The organism is Parapedobacter deserti, assembly GCF_042646065.1.
Taxonomy (GTDB): Bacteria; Bacteroidota; Bacteroidia; order Sphingobacteriales; family Sphingobacteriaceae; genus Parapedobacter; species Parapedobacter deserti.
Map to the genome: position 1 here is coordinate 29,971 of NZ_JBHRTA010000058.1, position 19,370 is coordinate 49,340.

The window sequence follows — 19,370 nt, forward strand, 5'->3', positions numbered from 1 at the left end:
TGTTTAATTTTAATTTTGTCTCCAACCGGGGTTTTGTGTATAATTTCGATTTAACGTCAACTGATTAGGAGGAATAGGCGTAAGGTAATCTCGATCGAGGTTAAACTGATAGCCATTGGCTAATCCATTTTGATATGGATCGACATACCCGTTTTCATCTACGTAAACACCAACTCCGACTTCTAAACTTGGATAGTTTTCCTGGTGAAACTTTATTCCTCTTGGTCTTGCCCCTATGAGTATATCCATTTCAGCCCACCTCGCCAGGTCATCAAACCGAAATCCCTCACTGGCCAGTTCGACACGTCGTTCCCTTCGGATCTCATTAATAATCGGGCTTTTGTCAGGATACAACCAATTTGGATCTTCAACGATATCACCGATTACCAGGTGAGGCATGTTAATCCGCCGACGTAACTCATTAATCGAAATATCCACGTCAGACTGCGTTATTTCTCCCAGCTCCGCCTTAGCCTCCACATAATTGAGCAACGCTTCCGCATATCGGAAAAGGATTGCCGGATTTTCCCGGTTGACCGATGAAGGATCTTCTGCCACTCCTTTTTTGAAATCAAAGCCTGAAACGCTCCTTAATTCGCCAGAAACGTCTAGCCTGGGAAATTTATAAATGGTGGCGATACCGCTATTTAATACAACGGTATCTCCGGGCGTCCAAATCGTCTGTGTAAGCCGGGGGTCTCTATTGGCGACAATATCAGAAAGCGTCTCGTTGCCTTCATATAAATCGCTGATCGCAATCGGCTTTCCATCTATACACAAATAGTCATCAATCAGCGACACAGACAGCCCCGTATTGGCACCTGAACGGATATAATTTGTCATATGGTGCGAAATACCCATCGACTCGTCATATTTCTTATATAACAAAACCTCGGGGTTGTCACTCAAATCTAACCTGCCAAACATGGAGCGATACAAATAATTGACATCTGCCGAAATAAATAAACTTGCGGATGGCAAATCAATCAATTCCTTGGCGGTAGCGGCAGCTGCTTGCAAATAATGTCTATAATCTGCGCCAGCCGTGCCAAACACCGTCCCTGCATGATACTTCTGCCAGGTACCTTCGTACAAGGCAACTCGGCTTTTAAAAAGCAGTGCACTTTCCTTATTTAACCGATCCGTTTCGGCATTGGCTTTGAGTGGCAGATAAGCGATGGCAGAATCGAGGTCATTCAAAATAGAGTCTACCACTACCGTCCGAGTGGTCCGGTCCATATATAATTCTTCGGAGTCAGTAAGTAATGTTTTCGAAATCCAAGGAACGTCACCATATCCCCTCACCAATGTGAAATACATGAACGCTCTGAAAAAATAAAGTTCGCCCCGATATTTACTTACTTGATCTGGGTTACCCGGTACGCCGACGGAATGAGCAAGACCATGATTAACACTGCGGATACCGGAAAAACTCCAGGAGAAGCCATTCGAACTGTTCTCCGTATTCTGGCCGGCAAGCCGTTGATTATAGGTGCCCGGCACCATGTTGTCACTATTGTTATCTAACGCATATATTCCTAACGAATAACCAGCATGACTTGGAAAAACGGTATAGAATTGATTTGCGTAGTATTTAATATCATCGGCTGAATTCCAATAATCCGCGTCTACAACTTGATCTAGCGGACTCAGGTCTAAATATTTAGAGCAACTCAATGAAGATATTGAGATAAAGGCTAAAATAATCAATGTGAAAGTTTTCATCTTTTTAAATTTTTAATCAGGCTTGATCTCGCCAAAATCATTTGTAATTTTATTTCAACCCCACTTTGAGCCCAAAAGACATCATTTTGGCCAATGGATAAGTTTTACCATTTCCATACTGACCAGCCACATCACCTTCCGGGTCAAATACGCCGAGAATATCACTGAAAGTAAGAAGGTTTTCTCCGGTTAAATAAACTTGCAGGTCCCCAAGTCCAATTTTTCCGGCAACGTTTTTCGAAAAATTATAACCAACACGCATATTCTTTAGTCGAAGGTATGAGGCATCTTGAAGATAGCGGGTCTGTACTTGCCGGTTCTTGGCAGATTGACCAGTCATAATCGGCCTCGGGAAATAAGCATCCGTATTATCTTCCCGCCAATAATCCATGTGCTCTTCAAAAATGGTGGCTTGGTTAATATTGCCTGTCACTCCCCAGAAAAAATTACTATCCATGAAAACATCTCTTTTTGCCACCCCCTGCCAAAACATATCTACATATAAACCTTTCCATTCGGCACCGAGATTTAGGCCATAACTATAGCGGGGCGTGCTGTTCCCTATAATTGTCTTATCCCCGTGATCCGATAGTGTATTCGCGCCAATGTTAATCCTTCCATCGCCGTTTATATCCTTGTAATGGACATCACCTGGAACCCATGTACTGAAATAATAGGATTGATTTGCAGCCGCAGCTATTTCCTCATCAGACTGGAAAATACCGACGGTGGTTAATCCCCAAATTTCATTTAAGGTCTTACCGCTGTAATGACTGGTTAGTATTCCTGAATCGTTTTTATAGGCTGTAATTTTACTTAGATTGTCAGACAGCATTCCACCAATTTGATACGAAACGCCACCTACCCGGTCTCGCCAGCCTATGGTCATTTCAAAACCTTTCGACTCCATTTTTGCATTGTTTCTGAGCGGTGCCGAAGTCCCGAGCAACGAAGGGTAGGATTCGCCGGGGCCGAGCATCCTATCGGTAAAACGCTTGTATAGATCAAACGTAAGCGAAAGCCGCCCCTGGAAAGCCTCGGCATCTAAACCAAAGTTCCTCGTTGATACCATTTCCCACGTTACATCCGAAGAAACCAAACCTGGTGCCGTGAGGTAAATTGGCCGCTCGTTGCCAATGATATGATTCAGCTGATTATTAATTGATAAGCCGGACAAATATGCATAGTAGTTGCTCCCGGTAACCTGGTTACCTAAACTTCCATAGGAGAACCTCAGTTTCAAAGACGAAACATGCTGCTGCATACTTTCCCAAAAATTTTCTTTGGCGATATTATAGCCCACGGATACGGAAGGGAAGAAACCCCACCTCTTACCATCCTCGAAACGGGAAGATCCATCATACCTGCTCGAAAACTCAATCAGGTACTTCTCATCGTAGTTATAATTGATACGGTCAAAAAACCCAACAGTTCCCCAGTGATACTTGCTTCCTGACGTATTGATCACTCCTGTTGCTGTGGAGACGAACGGAACATTGTCCGATACCAATTCATTGGCCCTTGTCGAAACGTACTCGTACTGATTCAGCTCCGCCTGGAAGCCGCCCATTACCTTAAAGTAGTGTTTTCCGACTTGCTTTTCAAAACTACTATAAATATTTTCGGTGTGATATAACGTGTTTGAATTTGCTAGATTTATCCAGTTTGGCACGGAATATCCTTCGTTATACTCGGTTCCATCAACAAAGTATCGCTTCACCGTCTTATGATGATCTGAATAGTTATCGAAATTGTACCGGAGGCTAAACGATCCACTGATTTTCCAGCCGGCTAACGGTTCTGCTTCAATCGAAAAGGTGTTTTGAAGCTGGTTCTGGTTGGCTAAATCCCGCCCGCCTTCTGCCATTAGGGCCAATGTATTGACGAAATAATTTCCGTTTTCATCAAACGGCGGATTATTGGGCCAACGTCGAGGGATATCATGATAATAATCACCAATCAACGGGTAGACATGCGGCATATCGGTACTCAACCTCGTATATTTGGAGAGTACAGACAGATTCAGCCAACTTGCGAGATCCGCGGAGATATTGGAATTCAGTGTATAGCGATCGAATTGCTCGTCGCCGTATCGCCATTGGTTTCCTTGTTGATAGTACCCGCCGGATAAAAAATAAGTTACGCTCTTACCGCCTCCCGAAACATCGATATGATGACTTTGATTAAATCCGTAATCCTTATAGAAGTATTCATAAGGATCATAATTTTGATAGGTTGCATTGTCCCACCTATTCGGATCTGCCGCACTGGGAACAGTCAATGGCAATTCTCCGGGATTTGCGATATTGTACCGCATCAGCTCGATTAATTCGTCGGAATAATATTGCCCTTGCCCGCCATTTTTATACGCTTCGTTAACTGTGGTCGCCCATTCTAAGGAACTCACCCATTTCGGCAAAACCGTCGGTGATTGGAGTGCAAGCTGTGTATTATACGAAATTTTAGGAGCCGCATCAACCGTGCCCTTTCTGGTAGTAACCATGATGACACCGAATGCGGCCCGTGCTCCATAAATTGCAGAAGCGGAAGCATCCTTCAAAACAGAGATACTCTCGATATCATTGGGATTCACATTCGCAAGTTCGCCTGGAACCCCATCGATCAAAATAAACGGACTACTCCCCGATAAAGATCCCGTACCACGGATATTAATATTTGGTGTGGAGCCCGGTTCACCTCCTGATGCATTATTCGTTATATTTAAGTTTGGTATCACACCCTGCAAAGCCCAAGTCACACTGGGAGCCATGCGCTCCTGAATTTGCTCACCACTGATCTGTGTTACAGCCCCCGTTAAGTTCTCTTTTTTCTGAGTGCCAAAGCCAACTATCACAACTTCATCCAATGAAGTATTCGATTCTATCATCCTGATGGTCAACGAAGAACCGGTTACCGGCACTTCCGACTCTTGATAACCTACGTGATGGACGATGAGTGTTGCGTCTAAATCAGGCACCCTGATTGTAAACTGTCCGCTTTCGTTTGTCTTAACCGAATTGGCGCTCCCCTTTTCCGTCACCGTAACTCCTGGAATAGGTGCATCTCTGCTGTCAAATACCACCCCTTGGATTTCCCGTTGCTGAGTCGCTTCAGCAGATTTGCTGTCCGCTAGAACCATAGACGGCATCGCCACGTAAAAAAAGGTAAGCAACATACTGAATAATACTATCCAATTGTATGCACATTGTTTTTCCATAATTAATGCTATTTAAAATTTTATCGTAAAAAACTTGACTTTCATCCTTGATGCTATATTCAAACATACTGCATCGTAAGGCCTCGGTGGTGTTTGGTGATATGCATTTGAAAAACATAACTCGTATCAAACACCTGACAAAGGTAATTTGGTACTCGTCACCATTGATTCAAAATATTACCTCTCAAATCCGCTATTTTATCAAACGGTAAGCGAGGGCAATACGAAACGCTTCAGAGGTCTATTGCCCACTTATATCCGTTGAAGCAAGGATATTAGATACAACCGGAATTAATACGGGAATGGGTTGCTTTTGGCAATTAATGCATCAGCTATTGGGGAAGGGTGAGAAAAATTGCTAATGACAAATAGGTTGTGTCCACGCGACTTCGGTATCGCCTTTTTGAAAAGGATTCTTATGCAATCTGGAGGATATAATTTTAGCCCGAACAAACAAATCGTCGTCACAAAGGATATAGGAAGCTTCTTCTCCTTCTACTTCGCTAAACACTGTCGTCCGATCTTCGCCTCGCCTGACCCCTAGAAATACTATTTTATAATTCACGTTTTCCTCTTTTTTCACCTTGATAGCCAGCCTCTTCCTGTTTGCTTCGACCGTCTCCAAATAAACACCGGTTGAGGCATAAAAATCACCAAGAAGCATTGCTTCAGCTAACCTGTCGGCATGAAGACTTGTTGCTGATACCATTACCCATGCCCGGTCAGCTTGATTCAATCCATGCATATCATCGGTTGCAACACCATATAGCAAAGGTCTTCCGTCCAAAACCCGTCTAACGTTTATTTGGTCCCACATATCTTCTACATTTTCATGCTCATCGTCACCATAGTTTCCTGTAGACCCCGCATTAAAAATCTCGAGAAAATGGACGTCGTTAACGTTCATTATATCCGCAGCATTCAATGCCCAATAGAAGTTAGGGTGGTTGATAAAACTAAATACCGTTTTGCCCGTCAGCGTCCCCTGCTCCAATACAGCATTTACAGCATTTTCCATCACCTCGCTTCTGCTCTTGCCTGTTTTTTTTGAAATAACGTTGGTTGTGTTAAAAGCATTTACGTGAACCGGAACTGTCTTCTCGAAAGGCGATGTTATTTCTTCCCCGTTTACTAAAAGAAATTTTCCGGGCTGCTCTACATGGGACCGATATTCTGCAAGCGCCTTTAGTCTGACACGAATTGAATCGTTGGGGAACCGCGTGTATTCTACCCAATCCTCTCCAAACCTCTGAAGATAATGGTCAAACATGTTTCTCTTCGTTGATGACCCCGGTTTTATGGAAGCCCATCCAGTACCGATCTGCATCGCATTGTGCTCCGTAACGGTCAGGAAATTGTACCCTCTCTCCTTATAATATTCTGCAATAACCTCGGGAAAGTTATTTCCGTCGCTCCAAAGCGAATGGATGTGAAGAGCACCTTTAAACCACTCTTGGGCGCTCGTGGTAGTCAAATCGCCAAGGCTAAATAACACCAATAATACGACTACACGTCTGATATTTCTTTTCATCAAGTTAGTGCCTTAGATAATAGTCTTGTTGAAATTTCGGTCGCAATCCCCTTTTACGACTTTAATGTTATTTTAAAACACATCATCCATTCGCATACCGCCGGCATTTCACTCATCGCATCGCTCTCCATTGAAATAACCAGTTCGCCACCGGGCTTAACAGTCCAAGCAACCAAACTTTCGACACCCAAAAGATTGACATGCTCGATACCGCTCGATTGAATTGTGGACAATGCTATTTGATTTTCTTCGATCTTATCGACAAAGGCATATATGGTACGGTTATCTTTTGAGCGGGTAAACCAAACATGTGCTCCTTCATGCCAAAGATCACCATCGCGCGGACGAGTTTTATAAATCCCTTCTCCATTGATTTTTAACCAGTTGCCTAAGTCTTTCAACTGATTGATTGCGGTTTTGTGAAATTCTCCATTTCCATCGGGGCCAATTCCGACCATAAAATTTCCCCCTTTAGCTACGATATCGACTAAATTCCTAACCATCCATTGTGTACCTTTATGGTTCGCCGGATTAGGGTCATAAGAGAATGAATATGCCAAGGGAAAAATAACAAACCACGGTGTGTCCGTATTTTCTTTACTACCGGGAACAAAGCCTTCCGGCGTGTAGTAATCTCCATAATTGCCAATTCCTCGCGCCCGATACATCACATTGGGCCTCAACTTCCTTAGATGTAACAATGTATCCCGTAACCTGGGCCATACCGTGGGGCCCAGCCATTGATCCAGACACACCATCGTAACCTCACCGTATTTGGTAATGATTTCTTCTAATTGCCTGCGGTGACGATCCATCATGCGGTCCACTTCTGCCGACGTCGGGTCCGGCTTCATGACCAACCCGGCTTTGGGAAATCGCTTTGCTGGTTCTGCCATCTCCGGTTCATTTCCTCTTATCGCCAATTGACCGGCACTCGGCACTTGGATAGGGTGGTAGTTATACGGCCGGAAATCGGTGTCATACCAGTCTGGATGGGAGAAATACAGATCAATTTTCAATCCCTTTCGGTGTGCAGCTTCACATAACTCTTTGGTTACATCCCTTCCAAAGGGTGTTTCCATGATGCTGTAGGCTAAATCGCAATTTACGATCGCCGGACCACCTTCCGCCATCCAGTCAACGCGGCTCTTTATCCGTGTTGAAGTATCATACATGCTGAACCCATCATGATGCTTGGTCGTAAAAGAAAACATACGTGCGCCACTGTCGGCAAAGAAATTTACCCAGGCCGTTGCGTCAAACTTTCCCGGGTTCCAAGACTTATACAACTCTTGGTATGCCTGCCGTTCTTCAAAAGACATGTCCAAAAACTGCCACGATTCCATGGGTTGCTGAAAGATTGCATATAATCCCCAATGAAGCCTAATGCCGAATTTCATATCCATGAACTCTTCATATGCCTCATCCGGTGCCCATGTGTAATCGGGAATTGGGTTTTCCTCGACATACCCCGCAGTCACTTTATAATGGCCATCACTTTTGGGCAACCGATGGGAAAATTTTGAAGGTCTTAGACCGACAGGTGGATTTTCACCGGTCCAAGACAACGACGGATGCCAAGGAACCATTACTCCTAAGCCCGCTCCAATACCACACTTTACAAAGTCTCTTCTTTTCATTAACAGTAAATTTCAGTGATCATTATCTCAAGTGCGTTTGGACACCGGGTTTGTCTTTCTCATCCGTATTTACAAATGCAGATTCATAACTTGGCACAAAGTTCTCCATACTTTTACTCAATGGAGTTCGCGATTTTATCTTTGCACTCCATAATATTAGCAGATCATGTATGCAAAAGGCACGCGGTTCAGCATTTTAACTAACTGATCCGGGATATTATCATTTACGGAAAGAATTTACGATACTGCACTATATTTGCACTTAACTTAGGTATTGTAATAGGTTAGGTGATCCAATAACGCATCCCAATCACGCTAATTGGATGAAACCTGCATGAATTTCCGTTAAAACGCAAATTATTCAATGAAAAGCAAAAATGACAAACGACCAACGATATATGATATTGCACAAGCGCTGAATATTGCACCATCTTCGGTATCAAAAGCATTGAATGACTCCCCGAGTGTGAGTGAAAAGGTCAAAATTCTTGTCCGTGATAAAGCACGTGAATTAAATTATAGACACAACTCGCAAGCTGCCAGCTTACGTAAAGGTACATCAAGAACCATCGGTGTCATTGTACCCAAAATCAATAGTGCTTTTTTTTCCAATGCAATTTCGGGGATGGAAGAAGTATGCTTTGACCACAGCCATCAGTTGATCATCTGTCAAACCGAGGAGTCTTATGCCAAGGAAAAGCAGGCTATAGAAACGTTGATCACCAATAATGTCGATTGTATCATTATTTCACAAAGTATCGAAACCAAAAGTGACAATCACTTGAAAGAAGTAATGAAGCGTAACATACCATTGATTCAGTTTGACCGTGTAAATAAGTCTATTTCTTGTCATCAAGTCGTCAATGACAATAAAACAGCTGCATATCATGCAGTCAAGGAACTCTTGAAGCAGGGGTATAAAAATATAGCATTTTTGGGTGGTTCATTCGAGATGGATGTTTATAATGAACGGAGAGAAGGTTATTTGCAGGCGCTGAAAGAAAACGGCATGATGATACCTTACGATTATGTTGTCGCAGGCATTCATAGCGAACAAAACGGTTACGACGCGGCAAGTCTACTGTTGGATAGCCAGCTGTCGCCAGATGCATTCTTAACTGCTTCGGACTACATTGCTTTTGGCGTGATGAAAGCTGTCTTTGATAAGGCGCTTTCCATACCGGATGACGTCGGAGTTATCGGTTTTGCAAACGAGCCCTTCTCGGCAATGATTGTACCAAGCCTTACCACTGTCGACCAAAACAGCCGCGCAATGGGGATTGAAACGGCAAAAATTTACTTCGACGAATTAATGGACAGCCAGAAATCGAATGTTCCGATTACTAAAACCGTTCCTTGCACCATCATATGTCGAGATTCTATACGGAAGAAGTAAGTGGGGCGGTGTTAATGCCCATGGTTAAGGTTTTCTATGCGACCAAGGGTTATTCAGGAGGACTTATACCCCATTTTTCTAATAGGGGATCCTTTTGCAGTGGCCCCATTAAAAATAGTACAATGCAGAATCCTACTGACGCTAGTAAACCATAGCCAATAAATATCGTATGGTAAGCAATGGTATAGTCGAACCTTGCGGCTAAAGAAGCCACGCTGATACCGGATAGTGCCTGGAAGCAAGCTCCGCCCAATCCCGCCCCGACACTTGCAATCCCCCATACCGACGCGGTAGCATGCGTAGGTACCACGTCTGCAGGAAAAGCCAATGAATTTGCCGTATATGCCGTATTGGCAAATGCAGACATCCCTAATAAGGCAATGGCCATCAAAGGCGAAGTAATCAGTAACGGAGCAGCAATCAATGAACCAACGAGCAACACTCCAAAAACCACAACAGCGATCTTTCTCGCTCGCGCTACCGGTAAGCCCACTTTACTAATCATAAATTGCGTAAAGACTCCGCCAAAAATATTGCCAACATCCGCCATGACAAACGGAATCATCGCCAACCACGCCATTTGGGCGAAATCCAGTTGGTGAACATCTACTAGGTAACGTCCTATCCAAAACGTAATAAAATACCATACCGGATCAATGAAGAACTTACTGATTGTAAAGAAAAAAACAAACCGATTATTAAACAATACCTTCAACGGGATGTTTTTTGGTTGCTCCGCAGCAGCATCGATAGGCGGAGCATGATATGTATACCAGAAGAGTACCATCCAAAGGTATCCTACCCCCCCCAATAAGACAAAAATATAATTCCAACTAAGATGCATGACCAGCCAGCCAATCACTATCGGCGCAATGATGGCCCCGAAGGCGCTACCGCTATTAAAAATACCTGACGCCGTTGATCGCTGCGAGGGAGGGAACCATTCCGCAATCAATCTAACTGCAGCCGGCCAGTTACCCGCTTCACCGATACCCAATAAAAACCGAAAAGCACCAAACTGAATAGGAGTCTTTGCAAAGGCGTGCAATAATGTCGCCGTAGTCCAAACCGCCATACTCAGTAGGTAGCCTAACTTTGTTTTCAACCGATCGATCATCCAACCCGAAAACAGATTTGAACACGTGTATGCAACAAAAAAGGTGGTACCAATGTAGCCGAATACCTCATCGGAGATAATTTCCCGAAGAGGTCCTTCTGCACTTAAGTAATTAAATGCCAAGCGATCAACGTAGTTGATAACCGTAGCCGTGAAGGCAAATGCAAGCATCCACCATTTTCTATTGCCTTTCATAAATCAGTATCGGTTATTTAGTCGCATCAAGCTATACGCATGGTCAATCCACCATCCACTACAATATTCTCTCCGGTGATATAGGTGTTTTCCATCAGCATCGCAATGACCTTCGCGACATCATCCGGCGTACCTTCGCGGTGTAACGGTATACGGTTATCGATATTATTTTTTATCTGTTCAGGGGTTAACATTTCTTGGAACCGTGTCCGAATAACGCCAGGCGATACGCAGTTCACCCGTATGGACTGATCGGCTAGCTCGCAAGCGAGAGCCCTAGCCATCTGCGGCAAAGCCCCTTTAACAACGGCATAAGCCAGTGCATTCTTTACCCCCCTTATTCCAGCAGCAGAAGATACCAAGATCACACAACCGTCATCACTCTTTTTTAGCAGCGGAACCACAAAACGACAGAGATGGAAAGCCGCGTGCAGGTGTATATCGAACGCATGGTGCCATGCTTCCGTCGAGACGTCCAGTAAGCCTCCGGGCACAGCACCACCAGCCAGGTGCACCAACGCATCGATCCGGCCAAACCTGTGTTGCGCGGAGGCCACGGCCTCTGCACATGCGCTTTCATTTGTCAAATCAGCTTCGAAAACCAGGACTTCGCTCCCCAGCTGGTGCAATTCATCCACGAAATCCGGGCTACTGTTTCGGGCTACCAATACCAAATCAATTCCTTGCTTAGCCATGTGTCTCGCGGTAGCCGCCCCAATGCCATGCGTGCCGCCCGTTATCATCATCACTTTTTTAATGCTCTTCATCTAACCAAATAGTTAATTCGTATTTTTCAAACAATAATTTTAGGTCTTAGGTCACCTAAGATGACCTTAGTTAACATAGATTAAATCGTTGTTTGCAAAAAAAGAGGAGTTTGCGCTATTTGGCATATGAAATTTTAGCTATCGTATCCTGATTTTTACCATCGATACCACCTCATTCACGTAGCTTGGCGAATAGTTCGTTTTGATACGCTAATGGGCTGCAACGCATTATCTTCTTAAATTGGTAGTAGAAATTGGAAAGGCTGAGAAAGCCGCAAGCATAGCCGACTTCTTTGATAGACAGCCTATTTTCCATAATCATTGCCTTGGCCTTGTCAATCCGGTATGAAAACAGATATTCCATGTATGTCATACTTGTCTTCACCTTAAAAAACCTGCAAAAAGATTCTTTGGTCAGGTTTATTCGGGAAGCCACCTCATCGATGCGGACAGATTGATGGTAATGCTTTGCTGTATAATCCCAAACCTCCCTCAATCGCATATCATCGTTTACCGGCACCTTATCTGCAAACCGGTCTGTTTCACGCATCACTTCATAGTTGTCTTCATGTTCCTGCACCAAACTTAATATTTCCAACAGCGTCAGTAGTTTGTTAAAGCCATGCTTATCTAACATACACTCCATGAGATTAGCAACATGCTCCCTTTTTCCCTTACTAATTAGCAAACCATTTTGCGCCGCAGCCAATAGCCGTTTGATGCTATGTGACTCTGGAATAGCGAAAAAATCCCGCCCCATGAAATACTCATCGAACTGTACAACCACTGCATGAGGAGCTTGTTGACCATCCTGGGAATCCATTTCATGACGATAGAAAAATCCATGGGGAGTATTCTTGCCGATCAATAATATTTCATCATGTTCTAAAGACCAGACCTTTGTACCCACGATGACATTACCTTTACAATTGCGAAGGGATATCAGTTCCAGCTGCGGGTGATAATGGAACGTTTCCATCAAGTTTTTGCCCGAGTCGATCTTCACGTTGACGGCGGAAGACATCCCCCATTCTAGGTTTCGATATACAGGTTGGAAGTGCTTAGTAAGTTTTGTTTCCATGGTTAGTTTCAATGTTTAGGAAATCGATTTCAAAAATATAATGTTTACACAAAAAATAAACCATCTATCGTAAAATCATTAATACCTCATATATAGGCATTATTTTTTCACGACAAAGTAACCAGTTGCATGTTATCAAAGTATAAAGAAAAAATCAAGAAATCGATTTCCTAAATAATTTCAGTTATTTTCGCTTAAGCTTGTTTACCAAATCCTGGGTACCATCATTTCTGAAAAAAGCTTTTCAGACTTTCGAGATTTCTTTCCTTTCATCGCAAGCGCTAAAATCAAGGAGGGTTGGGCTAAAATATTAATATACCGCTTTGGATCTTTGTCCTACTTTTGGACTTCAATCCAATGTGTTAGTAAAAGCATCCCGTTATGAAAAAAAAAATTAACAACCTGATGATCGGTATCTTGTTGACCCTGTCATTGTCCTGTAAGGAGGAAAAGAGTTTTAGAATTGTACTTCTTCCAGACACCCAAGTATATTCTGAATCCTATCCTGAAATTTTTCAGGCACAGACCGAGTGGATTGTCAATAATAAAGATAGCATTGCGTTTGTTTTGCAGCAAGGTGATATTACCAACCACAATGTCCCCGAACAGTGGAAAGTAGCCGCTGAAGCACTACAACATATGGACAACATCGTACCGTACGCCCTAGCTACCGGCAACCACGATAATGGCGAAAAGGGACATGCCGGAACCCGCGACCTCAGTTATTTCAACCAATACTTCCCTTTCGATCGTTATAGCACCATGCCTTACTTCGGCGGCGCCATGGAAGCAGGAAAGTTAGACAACTATTGGTGCAAGTTTTCCGGTGGAGGCATGGATTGGCTAGTCCTGAATCTGGAGTTCGGGCCACGGAATAGTGTGTTGAAATGGGCGGATACGGTAATCCAAGCCCACCCACAGCATAAGATTATCATCAATACCCATGCTTACATGTATTCTGACGAGACCCGCATGAGCCCCGACCGTAGCCATCACTGGTTGCCACAATCTTATGGCTTGGGAAAGGATAGTGTTGACTTGGTAAATAACGGGGAGGAAATGTGGGAAAAATTGGTCAAAAAACATGCGAACATCTGCATAGTGGTGAGTGGTCATGTGCTCAACGACGGTGTTGGCACGTTGGTTAGTGAGGGCGACCATGGTAACAACGTATACCAAATGCTGGCCAACTTTCAGGGCGGTGTGGAGGGCTCCATAAATGGTGGTAATGGTTTCTTACGGATATTGACCATTGACCCCAAACAGAAAACCATATCCGTAAAAACCTATTCGCCACACATCGATGAATATAAAACCACGGAAGAACACCAATTCATTCTTACAAATGCCTCGTTTTAAGACAAATAAGCTTTAGAAATGGAAAGGCGAACTAACTTCCTTTATTTGGGTGGGTCACTTTGGATGTTGTTCGGTATGATTCAAGCGGTCTTTGCGCAGCAACCCAATCCGCTTTACCTGACACTTCAAACACGTGACTCATCGACCAATGCCATTTACGTACGAAACGAAGTGTACCACGGCAGTGAGACGGCCATCATTGTGGTTGACATGTGGGATAAACATTGGTGCAAGTCGTTCACGGAAGAATCAAAAGAACTCATCCCACACCTCAACGCCACGCTCCAAGCTGCACGGGAACTTGGTATCCAAATTATTTTTGCACCGTCAGAAACCGTCGATTTCTATGCTGAGTTCCCGCAGCGCGAAGCAATGCGAGCAAAGCACGCTGCACCTGTGCCAGTAAATGTTTTTGATCCGAAGCCACTACCCTGGGGGAGAACCGGTGGTTGTGAATGCGGACCAGAAAGACCTTGCCAGGAATACGCGGCATGGAGCAGGCAGCACGAAGACCTAGTGATCAATGAGCATGACCTGATATCGGATAATGTTGAAGAGATACACGCTTTATGCCGGGAAAGAGGCATAAAAACACTGCTGTATGTCGGAGAGGCTTCCAACATGTGCGTTACATGGACTCGCTCGTTTTCCGTATTGCCGATGACGCGTTATGGATACGAATGCATCGTTGTCAGAGACCTTGTAGCAGCCATAAGCGGAAATGGTTATGACCCCGACCGAAAGGCTCTTGATCCGAAATTAACACCTGAATACGGCTCAAAAAGAACCATCGAGCATATCGAGCAACATATCTGCCCTACGATATCGGGCAACCAACTCCTGCTCGCCAGTGGACGAGAAGCTTCCATTAAAAAGGCCCGGCCTGCGCCTCCTCGCACCTTTGATACTGAGTACGTCAAAAATTACATACCCCGGGGGCCCACACAATCTTTTAGGCAACTTTGTTATGATTACAACTGGGAAGGCCGGGAATTAATCAATCTACCCTTAAAATTCACTAAATCAAGCCCAGCCGAGTATGCTGAACTAAGCAAACAAGCCAACATGGATGCAGTTCTCGTACTTGCGGTGCCCCATCACGGTTATACTACGCACGTATCCGACTATGGCGAGCTATTCCCTGGTTTAGGCTACGATTGGTTCGGCCAAGTGGTTGACGAACTCCATAAAAGAGATATTAGTGCACTTGGGTACGTCACGCTGGGTGCCAACTTCAAATTCATGCGTGATCATGTGGGTCTACCGCAAATCCGGAGCGGCATGGAAAGCCAGGGCCAGTTTGGCGGACGCGGGTTATGCCTTAACGCGCCCGGGTACCTCGATCTTGTCATGAATTATAGCAAAGAATTACTTACCCACTACCCCATCGATGGGATACGTTATGATTTCATGGTCAGTCCCTATGGATGCGATTGCAATGGTTGCAAATCGTACTATAAGCAAGTTTACAAGGAGGAATTTACAAGTTGGCATGAAATCCGTAGCAGTGCGGATTCAAGCAGGTACCTAACGTTCAATATCGCCACACTGAAAAGGGCTGCACATCAACTAAATGACGCATGCCGCTCCGTAAAACCCAATGTAGAAGTATGGCAAAACCATCTTGACCCAGCAATGGAAGCCGACATCAACACCGGACGTCTTTATGATATCGCCTACGTTGAATATGGCACCCCATTCCGATTACTTGCATTGCGTGGCATTTTGGATAAAAAAGGCATCATCGTAGGCCAGACACTAAAAAGCCCAATAAGGCGATTAATCATGGCTTTAGGTGCCCGATGTTATCAGTACATCAAGGTTGACCAAGAGACGGCACTGCCGGTAGGAGACGAACTAACCTGGGTGAAGGAAGACCTATCGCCGTTTTTCAAGATGGTATCCGAAGTCCAACCCTATCTGGAGAACGCCACGCCTTTGTCAGACGTCGGTATACTCTTTTCAGAAAACACCCGATATCGATTCCCTCATTATGACCGAAAGACATATATGCAGGCTTGCGAAAATATCACCAATAACTACCTTCAAGCAAGCATGCCCGTTGAATACATCAACGTACTTGATCTGGCAAAAAAAGAGCTTTCAAAGCTACGCATATTGATACTACCTTATACGAGCGGCCTTACCACATCCGAGCTGGACATAGTAAAAGAATACGTCAACAATGGCGGGAACCTAGTCATAATGGGTGATGCGCTATGTTACAACGAAGAAGGCGAACAACTGGGCGACTTTGCCCTAGCAGAGGAGATGGGCGTACAATTAATACGCAATATCCCCATACAAGATGAGCTGCCTGTAACGTATGCATCGACCACCGAAAAAATCACAGACCTGACCCATGTACGCCCTATCCGTGGCAAAACTGTGGAATCGCTATCGCATCAAGGCCAACAAATCCCTTTGATACACATCAACGATTGCGGAAAGGGAAAGGCGATATACGTTGCATCTGCGAGTGCAGCGGCCATACTCAACGAAGCAACACATCGCTATGTCGGCGAACTTCCAATCCAGGTTAAAAACAGCAAACAGGTCGTCCTCACACACCAGCCCGACCAAAGCCGATGGATATTGCACCTAATCGATGATGGGGATTACCAAATCCGTATAAAAAAAAACTTTGCCGGCTTTGGCAAAATCGACACAACCTTTCCCGAAAGCAGTGAACTGAACGCCGAACTTAAAGAGGATGGCGATCACCTGGTCATTTCGGTAAAAGGCGACCGGGACGACCGGCTTTTGGTCCTAAAATAATTTAATCATGACTAAATATCGCCAAATGTATATTAAAACCGCATTACTTAGCTTTGTGTTATCAATCGGACATCTGGCTCACGGCCAACAAATCCCTTTCGACCATAAACCGCTAGCGGAGACCGAGCAGTTAACGGGAGACATGGTTTCTTCTATTCACAGATTCCTTGACAGGTATGTCTCACAAGTGACCTCTTCCCGCGATAAAGAATGGGCGCAACACCACTCCGTCGATGACTTCCATTCATTTGTCGCATCCAAGCGCGTCCTATTGGCCAAGCAACTCGGTGTTGTGGACAAACGGCTGGAACCAGAGATGTTGGGCTACTACCAAGCAACCGATCAACAAACACGGGTTCAAAATAAGGGATATCGCATGGAAGCGGTGCATTGGAACGTGCTGGAAGGACTTTCAGCCAGTGGATTGGTAATTTACCCAAAGGGGCCCGTGAAAGGACGTGCTGTACTGGTTCCCGATGCCGGCATGCCTCCAGAACACCTGGCCGGAATCGTCGCTTCCGACCTTCCAGGTTTTGCCCGCGCCCAGCGATTGGCCAGCCAGGGCTGGATGGTAGTCATCCCGTTGTTGGTAGACCTCGGCCAAGCGTATGCTGGCAACGCCACCCTAGGCTTGCACAGCTCGCTTACCCACCGCGAATGGATTTACAGACAAGCCTATATGCTGGGAAGGCATGTCATCGGCTATGAATTACAAAAAATATTTGCGGCTATCGATTGGCTGGAGCAACTAGAGCAATCTTCAAACAGCCCGATAGGTGTAGCCGGTTACGGTGAAGGTGGGATGTTAGCGCTTTACGCCGCAGCACTTGACCCCCGCATTGCGACGACCGTGATAAGCGGCTATTTCAACAACCGGTCTGATCTATGGCAGGAACCTGTGTACCGAAATGTCTTCGGTTTGTTGAAAGACTTTGGTGACGCCGAATTGGCGGCGATGTGTTGGCCGCGAAAACTCGTGATCGAACATGCTTTGGTCGATAGCGTCACCTCGTTTGGAGGCCGAGGGGCTCCCGGACGTATCGGAACGCCTGATACAGAAAAAGTATGGGCTGAATTTGTTCGGGCAAAAGCCATTGTGCCCGAAAACCAACCGCACCTTAACTGGGTAGCCGACGGGCAGAGTCCCCTCAGCCAACCGTTCTCGGACCAAGCGATAAGCCTTTTCGCCAACAGCAATAAATTGCGCAAAACACAGGCGATTCCAACGGTCAACGAATGGATCGACAGCCAGCAACTACAGCAAAATAATGTCGTTGAGATGACCGCACTCGTCCAACGCGTGTTGCAATTGTGTGAAAACGCACGCGATAGCTTCTTCTGGGACAACTTAAAAGGGGACTATACCAATCAGGAGGTGGCAAAAGACTCGTTGCGAACGCTTCTATGGAACCAAATCGGCAAACTTCCCATACCGTCGGGGCCTCTCAACACGGAGGCATGCATACTTGAAAAAAACGAACGGTGGACGAGCTACGTCGTGAAACTGAACGTATGGGATGAAGTATTCACCTGGGGGATTTTAGTGGTGCCCAATGCCATAAAGCCGGGAGAACAACGTCCGGTAGTAGTATGCCAACACGGGCTTGAGCAATCCCCTTATTACCTAATCAATACCAACACCGCCACTCGGCAGTACGATTATTTCAAAGCGATGCCTTTGACGCTTGCTGAAAATGGATACATTACCTTTATGCCGGCCAATCCGTACGTCGGAGACCACTATTTCCGTCAAATCCAACGGAAAGCGAATCCCTTAGGCTTGTCTATGTTTTCGTTCATCACCGGCCAGCATCAACGCATTATCGAATGGCTGAAATCACTTCAATTTGTCAATGACGAAAAAATCGGATTTTTCGGCTTGTCTTACGGCGGCACCACGGCACTTCGGGTTCCAGCCATTGTTACCGATTATAAACTGTCCATCTGCGTTGCCAACTTCAACCAGTGGGTCAAAAAATGTGCATCTATAGACATTCCTTTCAGCTACATGTACAATTCGGAATACGAAATCCAAGACTGGGATTTCGGCCACACATTTGATACCGCAGAAAAAGTGGCGTTAATCGCTCCGAGACCTTTCATGGCCCAGCGCGGATCCTTCGACAATGTTGGGAGAGATGACATGGTTGCCGGGGAACATGCAAAGGTACGCCGGCATTATATGCTATCGGGGTTACCGGAAGATTACGTGCCGCTTACGTACTTTGTCGGCGGCCACATCACCGAAGAAAAGAGTGCGTTAAAGTTTATTTACAGGTTTCTTCCGCTAAACTAGACATCGACATAGTCAACTTCCAGATGCCTAAGAAGCCCAGGGTTCAACCTGGGCTTGCTTCTTTTTTGGCAAACGTTCTTGTTAGCTCCTGCAATTAAGTTGGTAAAAGCCGTTACTTTCCATATTATTCACCGCCCACTTAAATTTTTCATTCAAATAGACTTTGCGGTTTCCCCCAAATATTAGACAACTGAATTAATTTCTAAATTAGCAGTTGTAAAATGAAGAAGGAACGCAGAAAGTTTAGCGCAGCATTCAAGGCAAAAGT

The 19,370-nt window shown here is 44.9% G+C and carries 11 protein-coding genes; 4 read left to right on the forward strand and 7 right to left on the reverse strand.

Translation table 11 applies throughout. The annotated features are described in order from the left end of the window. Positions 1-9: 9 nt before the first annotated feature. From ACFOET_RS18540 to ACFOET_RS18555, 4 genes are all read right to left on the reverse strand, one after another. Positions 10-1,725: a RagB/SusD family nutrient uptake outer membrane protein gene (locus tag ACFOET_RS18540; RefSeq protein ID WP_379025454.1), complete on the reverse strand. Its 1,716-nt coding sequence runs from the start codon at positions 1,723-1,725 to the stop codon at positions 10-12. Between the two features lie 49 nt (positions 1,726-1,774). Further along, positions 1,775-4,942, reverse strand: coding sequence for a SusC/RagA family TonB-linked outer membrane protein (locus tag ACFOET_RS18545; protein ID WP_379025456.1), 3,168 nt, complete (start codon positions 4,940-4,942; stop codon positions 1,775-1,777). Positions 4,943-5,300: 358 nt separating this feature from the next. Then, entirely contained in the window at positions 5,301-6,473 is a 1,173-nt protein-coding gene (locus ACFOET_RS18550) for a PHP domain-containing protein (protein WP_379025458.1), read from the reverse strand. A 53-nt stretch (positions 6,474-6,526) separates the two neighbouring features. Continuing rightward, on the reverse strand, positions 6,527-8,113 hold the full coding sequence (locus ACFOET_RS18555) for an alpha-L-fucosidase (RefSeq protein WP_379025460.1): 1,587 nt from the start codon (positions 8,111-8,113) through the stop codon (positions 6,527-6,529). Positions 8,114-8,477: 364 nt separating this feature from the next. On the opposite strand from ACFOET_RS18555, the gene ACFOET_RS18560 reads away from it, so the two are divergent. Beyond that, entirely contained in the window at positions 8,478-9,509 is a 1,032-nt protein-coding gene (locus ACFOET_RS18560) for a LacI family DNA-binding transcriptional regulator (RefSeq protein ID WP_379025462.1), read from the forward strand. Between the two features lie 49 nt (positions 9,510-9,558). Here ACFOET_RS18560 and ACFOET_RS18565 read toward each other — a convergent pair whose 3' ends face one another. From ACFOET_RS18565 to ACFOET_RS18575, 3 genes are all read right to left on the reverse strand, one after another. Then, positions 9,559-10,821: an MFS transporter gene (locus tag ACFOET_RS18565; RefSeq protein WP_379025464.1), complete on the reverse strand. Its 1,263-nt coding sequence runs from the start codon at positions 10,819-10,821 to the stop codon at positions 9,559-9,561. A 26-nt stretch (positions 10,822-10,847) separates the two neighbouring features. Next, positions 10,848-11,588, reverse strand: a complete 741-nt coding sequence (locus ACFOET_RS18570; RefSeq protein ID WP_379025466.1) for an SDR family NAD(P)-dependent oxidoreductase — start codon at positions 11,586-11,588, stop codon at positions 10,848-10,850. 172 nt (positions 11,589-11,760) lie between these two features. Beyond that, positions 11,761-12,669 (reverse strand): AraC family transcriptional regulator, encoded by a 909-nt coding sequence (locus ACFOET_RS18575; RefSeq protein WP_379025468.1) that lies wholly within the window; start codon positions 12,667-12,669, stop codon positions 11,761-11,763. A 381-nt stretch (positions 12,670-13,050) separates the two neighbouring features. Here ACFOET_RS18575 and ACFOET_RS18580 point away from each other — a divergent pair, with 381 nt between their 5' ends. The 3 genes from ACFOET_RS18580 to ACFOET_RS18590 are packed head-to-tail and all read left to right on the forward strand — an operon-like array spanning position 13,051 to position 19,102. Next, positions 13,051-14,028 carry a metallophosphoesterase gene (locus ACFOET_RS18580; protein ID WP_379025470.1) on the forward strand — a complete coding sequence of 326 codons (978 nt, stop codon included), beginning with the start codon at positions 13,051-13,053 and terminating at the stop codon, positions 14,026-14,028. Positions 14,029-14,046: 18 nt separating this feature from the next. Beyond that, positions 14,047-16,806 (forward strand): isochorismatase family protein, encoded by a 2,760-nt coding sequence (locus ACFOET_RS18585; protein ID WP_379025472.1) that lies wholly within the window; start codon positions 14,047-14,049, stop codon positions 16,804-16,806. Between the two features lie 25 nt (positions 16,807-16,831). Continuing rightward, the gene (locus ACFOET_RS18590) at positions 16,832-19,102 is read left to right on the forward strand and encodes a dienelactone hydrolase family protein (protein WP_379025474.1); all 2,271 of its coding nucleotides are present in this window, start codon (positions 16,832-16,834) and stop codon (positions 19,100-19,102) included. Positions 19,103-19,370 lie beyond the last annotated feature (268 nt).

Bases quoted from the DNA above. Each gene is read 5' to 3' on its own strand.
- ACFOET_RS18540 (WP_379025454.1), bottom strand. From the start codon at position 1,725: ATGAAAACTTTCACATTGATTATTTTAGCCTTTATCTCAATATCTTCA.
- ACFOET_RS18545 (WP_379025456.1), bottom strand. From the start codon at position 4,942: ATGGAAAAACAATGTGCATACAATTGGATAGTATTATTCAGTATGTTG.
- ACFOET_RS18550 (WP_379025458.1), bottom strand. From the start codon at position 6,473: ATGAAAAGAAATATCAGACGTGTAGTCGTATTATTGGTGTTATTTAGC.
- ACFOET_RS18555 (WP_379025460.1), bottom strand. From the start codon at position 8,113: ATGAAAAGAAGAGACTTTGTAAAGTGTGGTATTGGAGCGGGCTTAGGA.
- ACFOET_RS18560 (WP_379025462.1), top strand. From the start codon at position 8,478: ATGAAAAGCAAAAATGACAAACGACCAACGATATATGATATTGCACAA.
- ACFOET_RS18565 (WP_379025464.1), bottom strand. From the start codon at position 10,821: ATGAAAGGCAATAGAAAATGGTGGATGCTTGCATTTGCCTTCACGGCT.
- ACFOET_RS18570 (WP_379025466.1), bottom strand. From the start codon at position 11,588: ATGAAGAGCATTAAAAAAGTGATGATGATAACGGGCGGCACGCATGGC.
- ACFOET_RS18575 (WP_379025468.1), bottom strand. From the start codon at position 12,669: ATGGAAACAAAACTTACTAAGCACTTCCAACCTGTATATCGAAACCTA.
- ACFOET_RS18580 (WP_379025470.1), top strand. From the start codon at position 13,051: ATGAAAAAAAAAATTAACAACCTGATGATCGGTATCTTGTTGACCCTG.
- ACFOET_RS18585 (WP_379025472.1), top strand. From the start codon at position 14,047: ATGGAAAGGCGAACTAACTTCCTTTATTTGGGTGGGTCACTTTGGATG.
- ACFOET_RS18590 (WP_379025474.1), top strand. From the start codon at position 16,832: ATGTATATTAAAACCGCATTACTTAGCTTTGTGTTATCAATCGGACAT.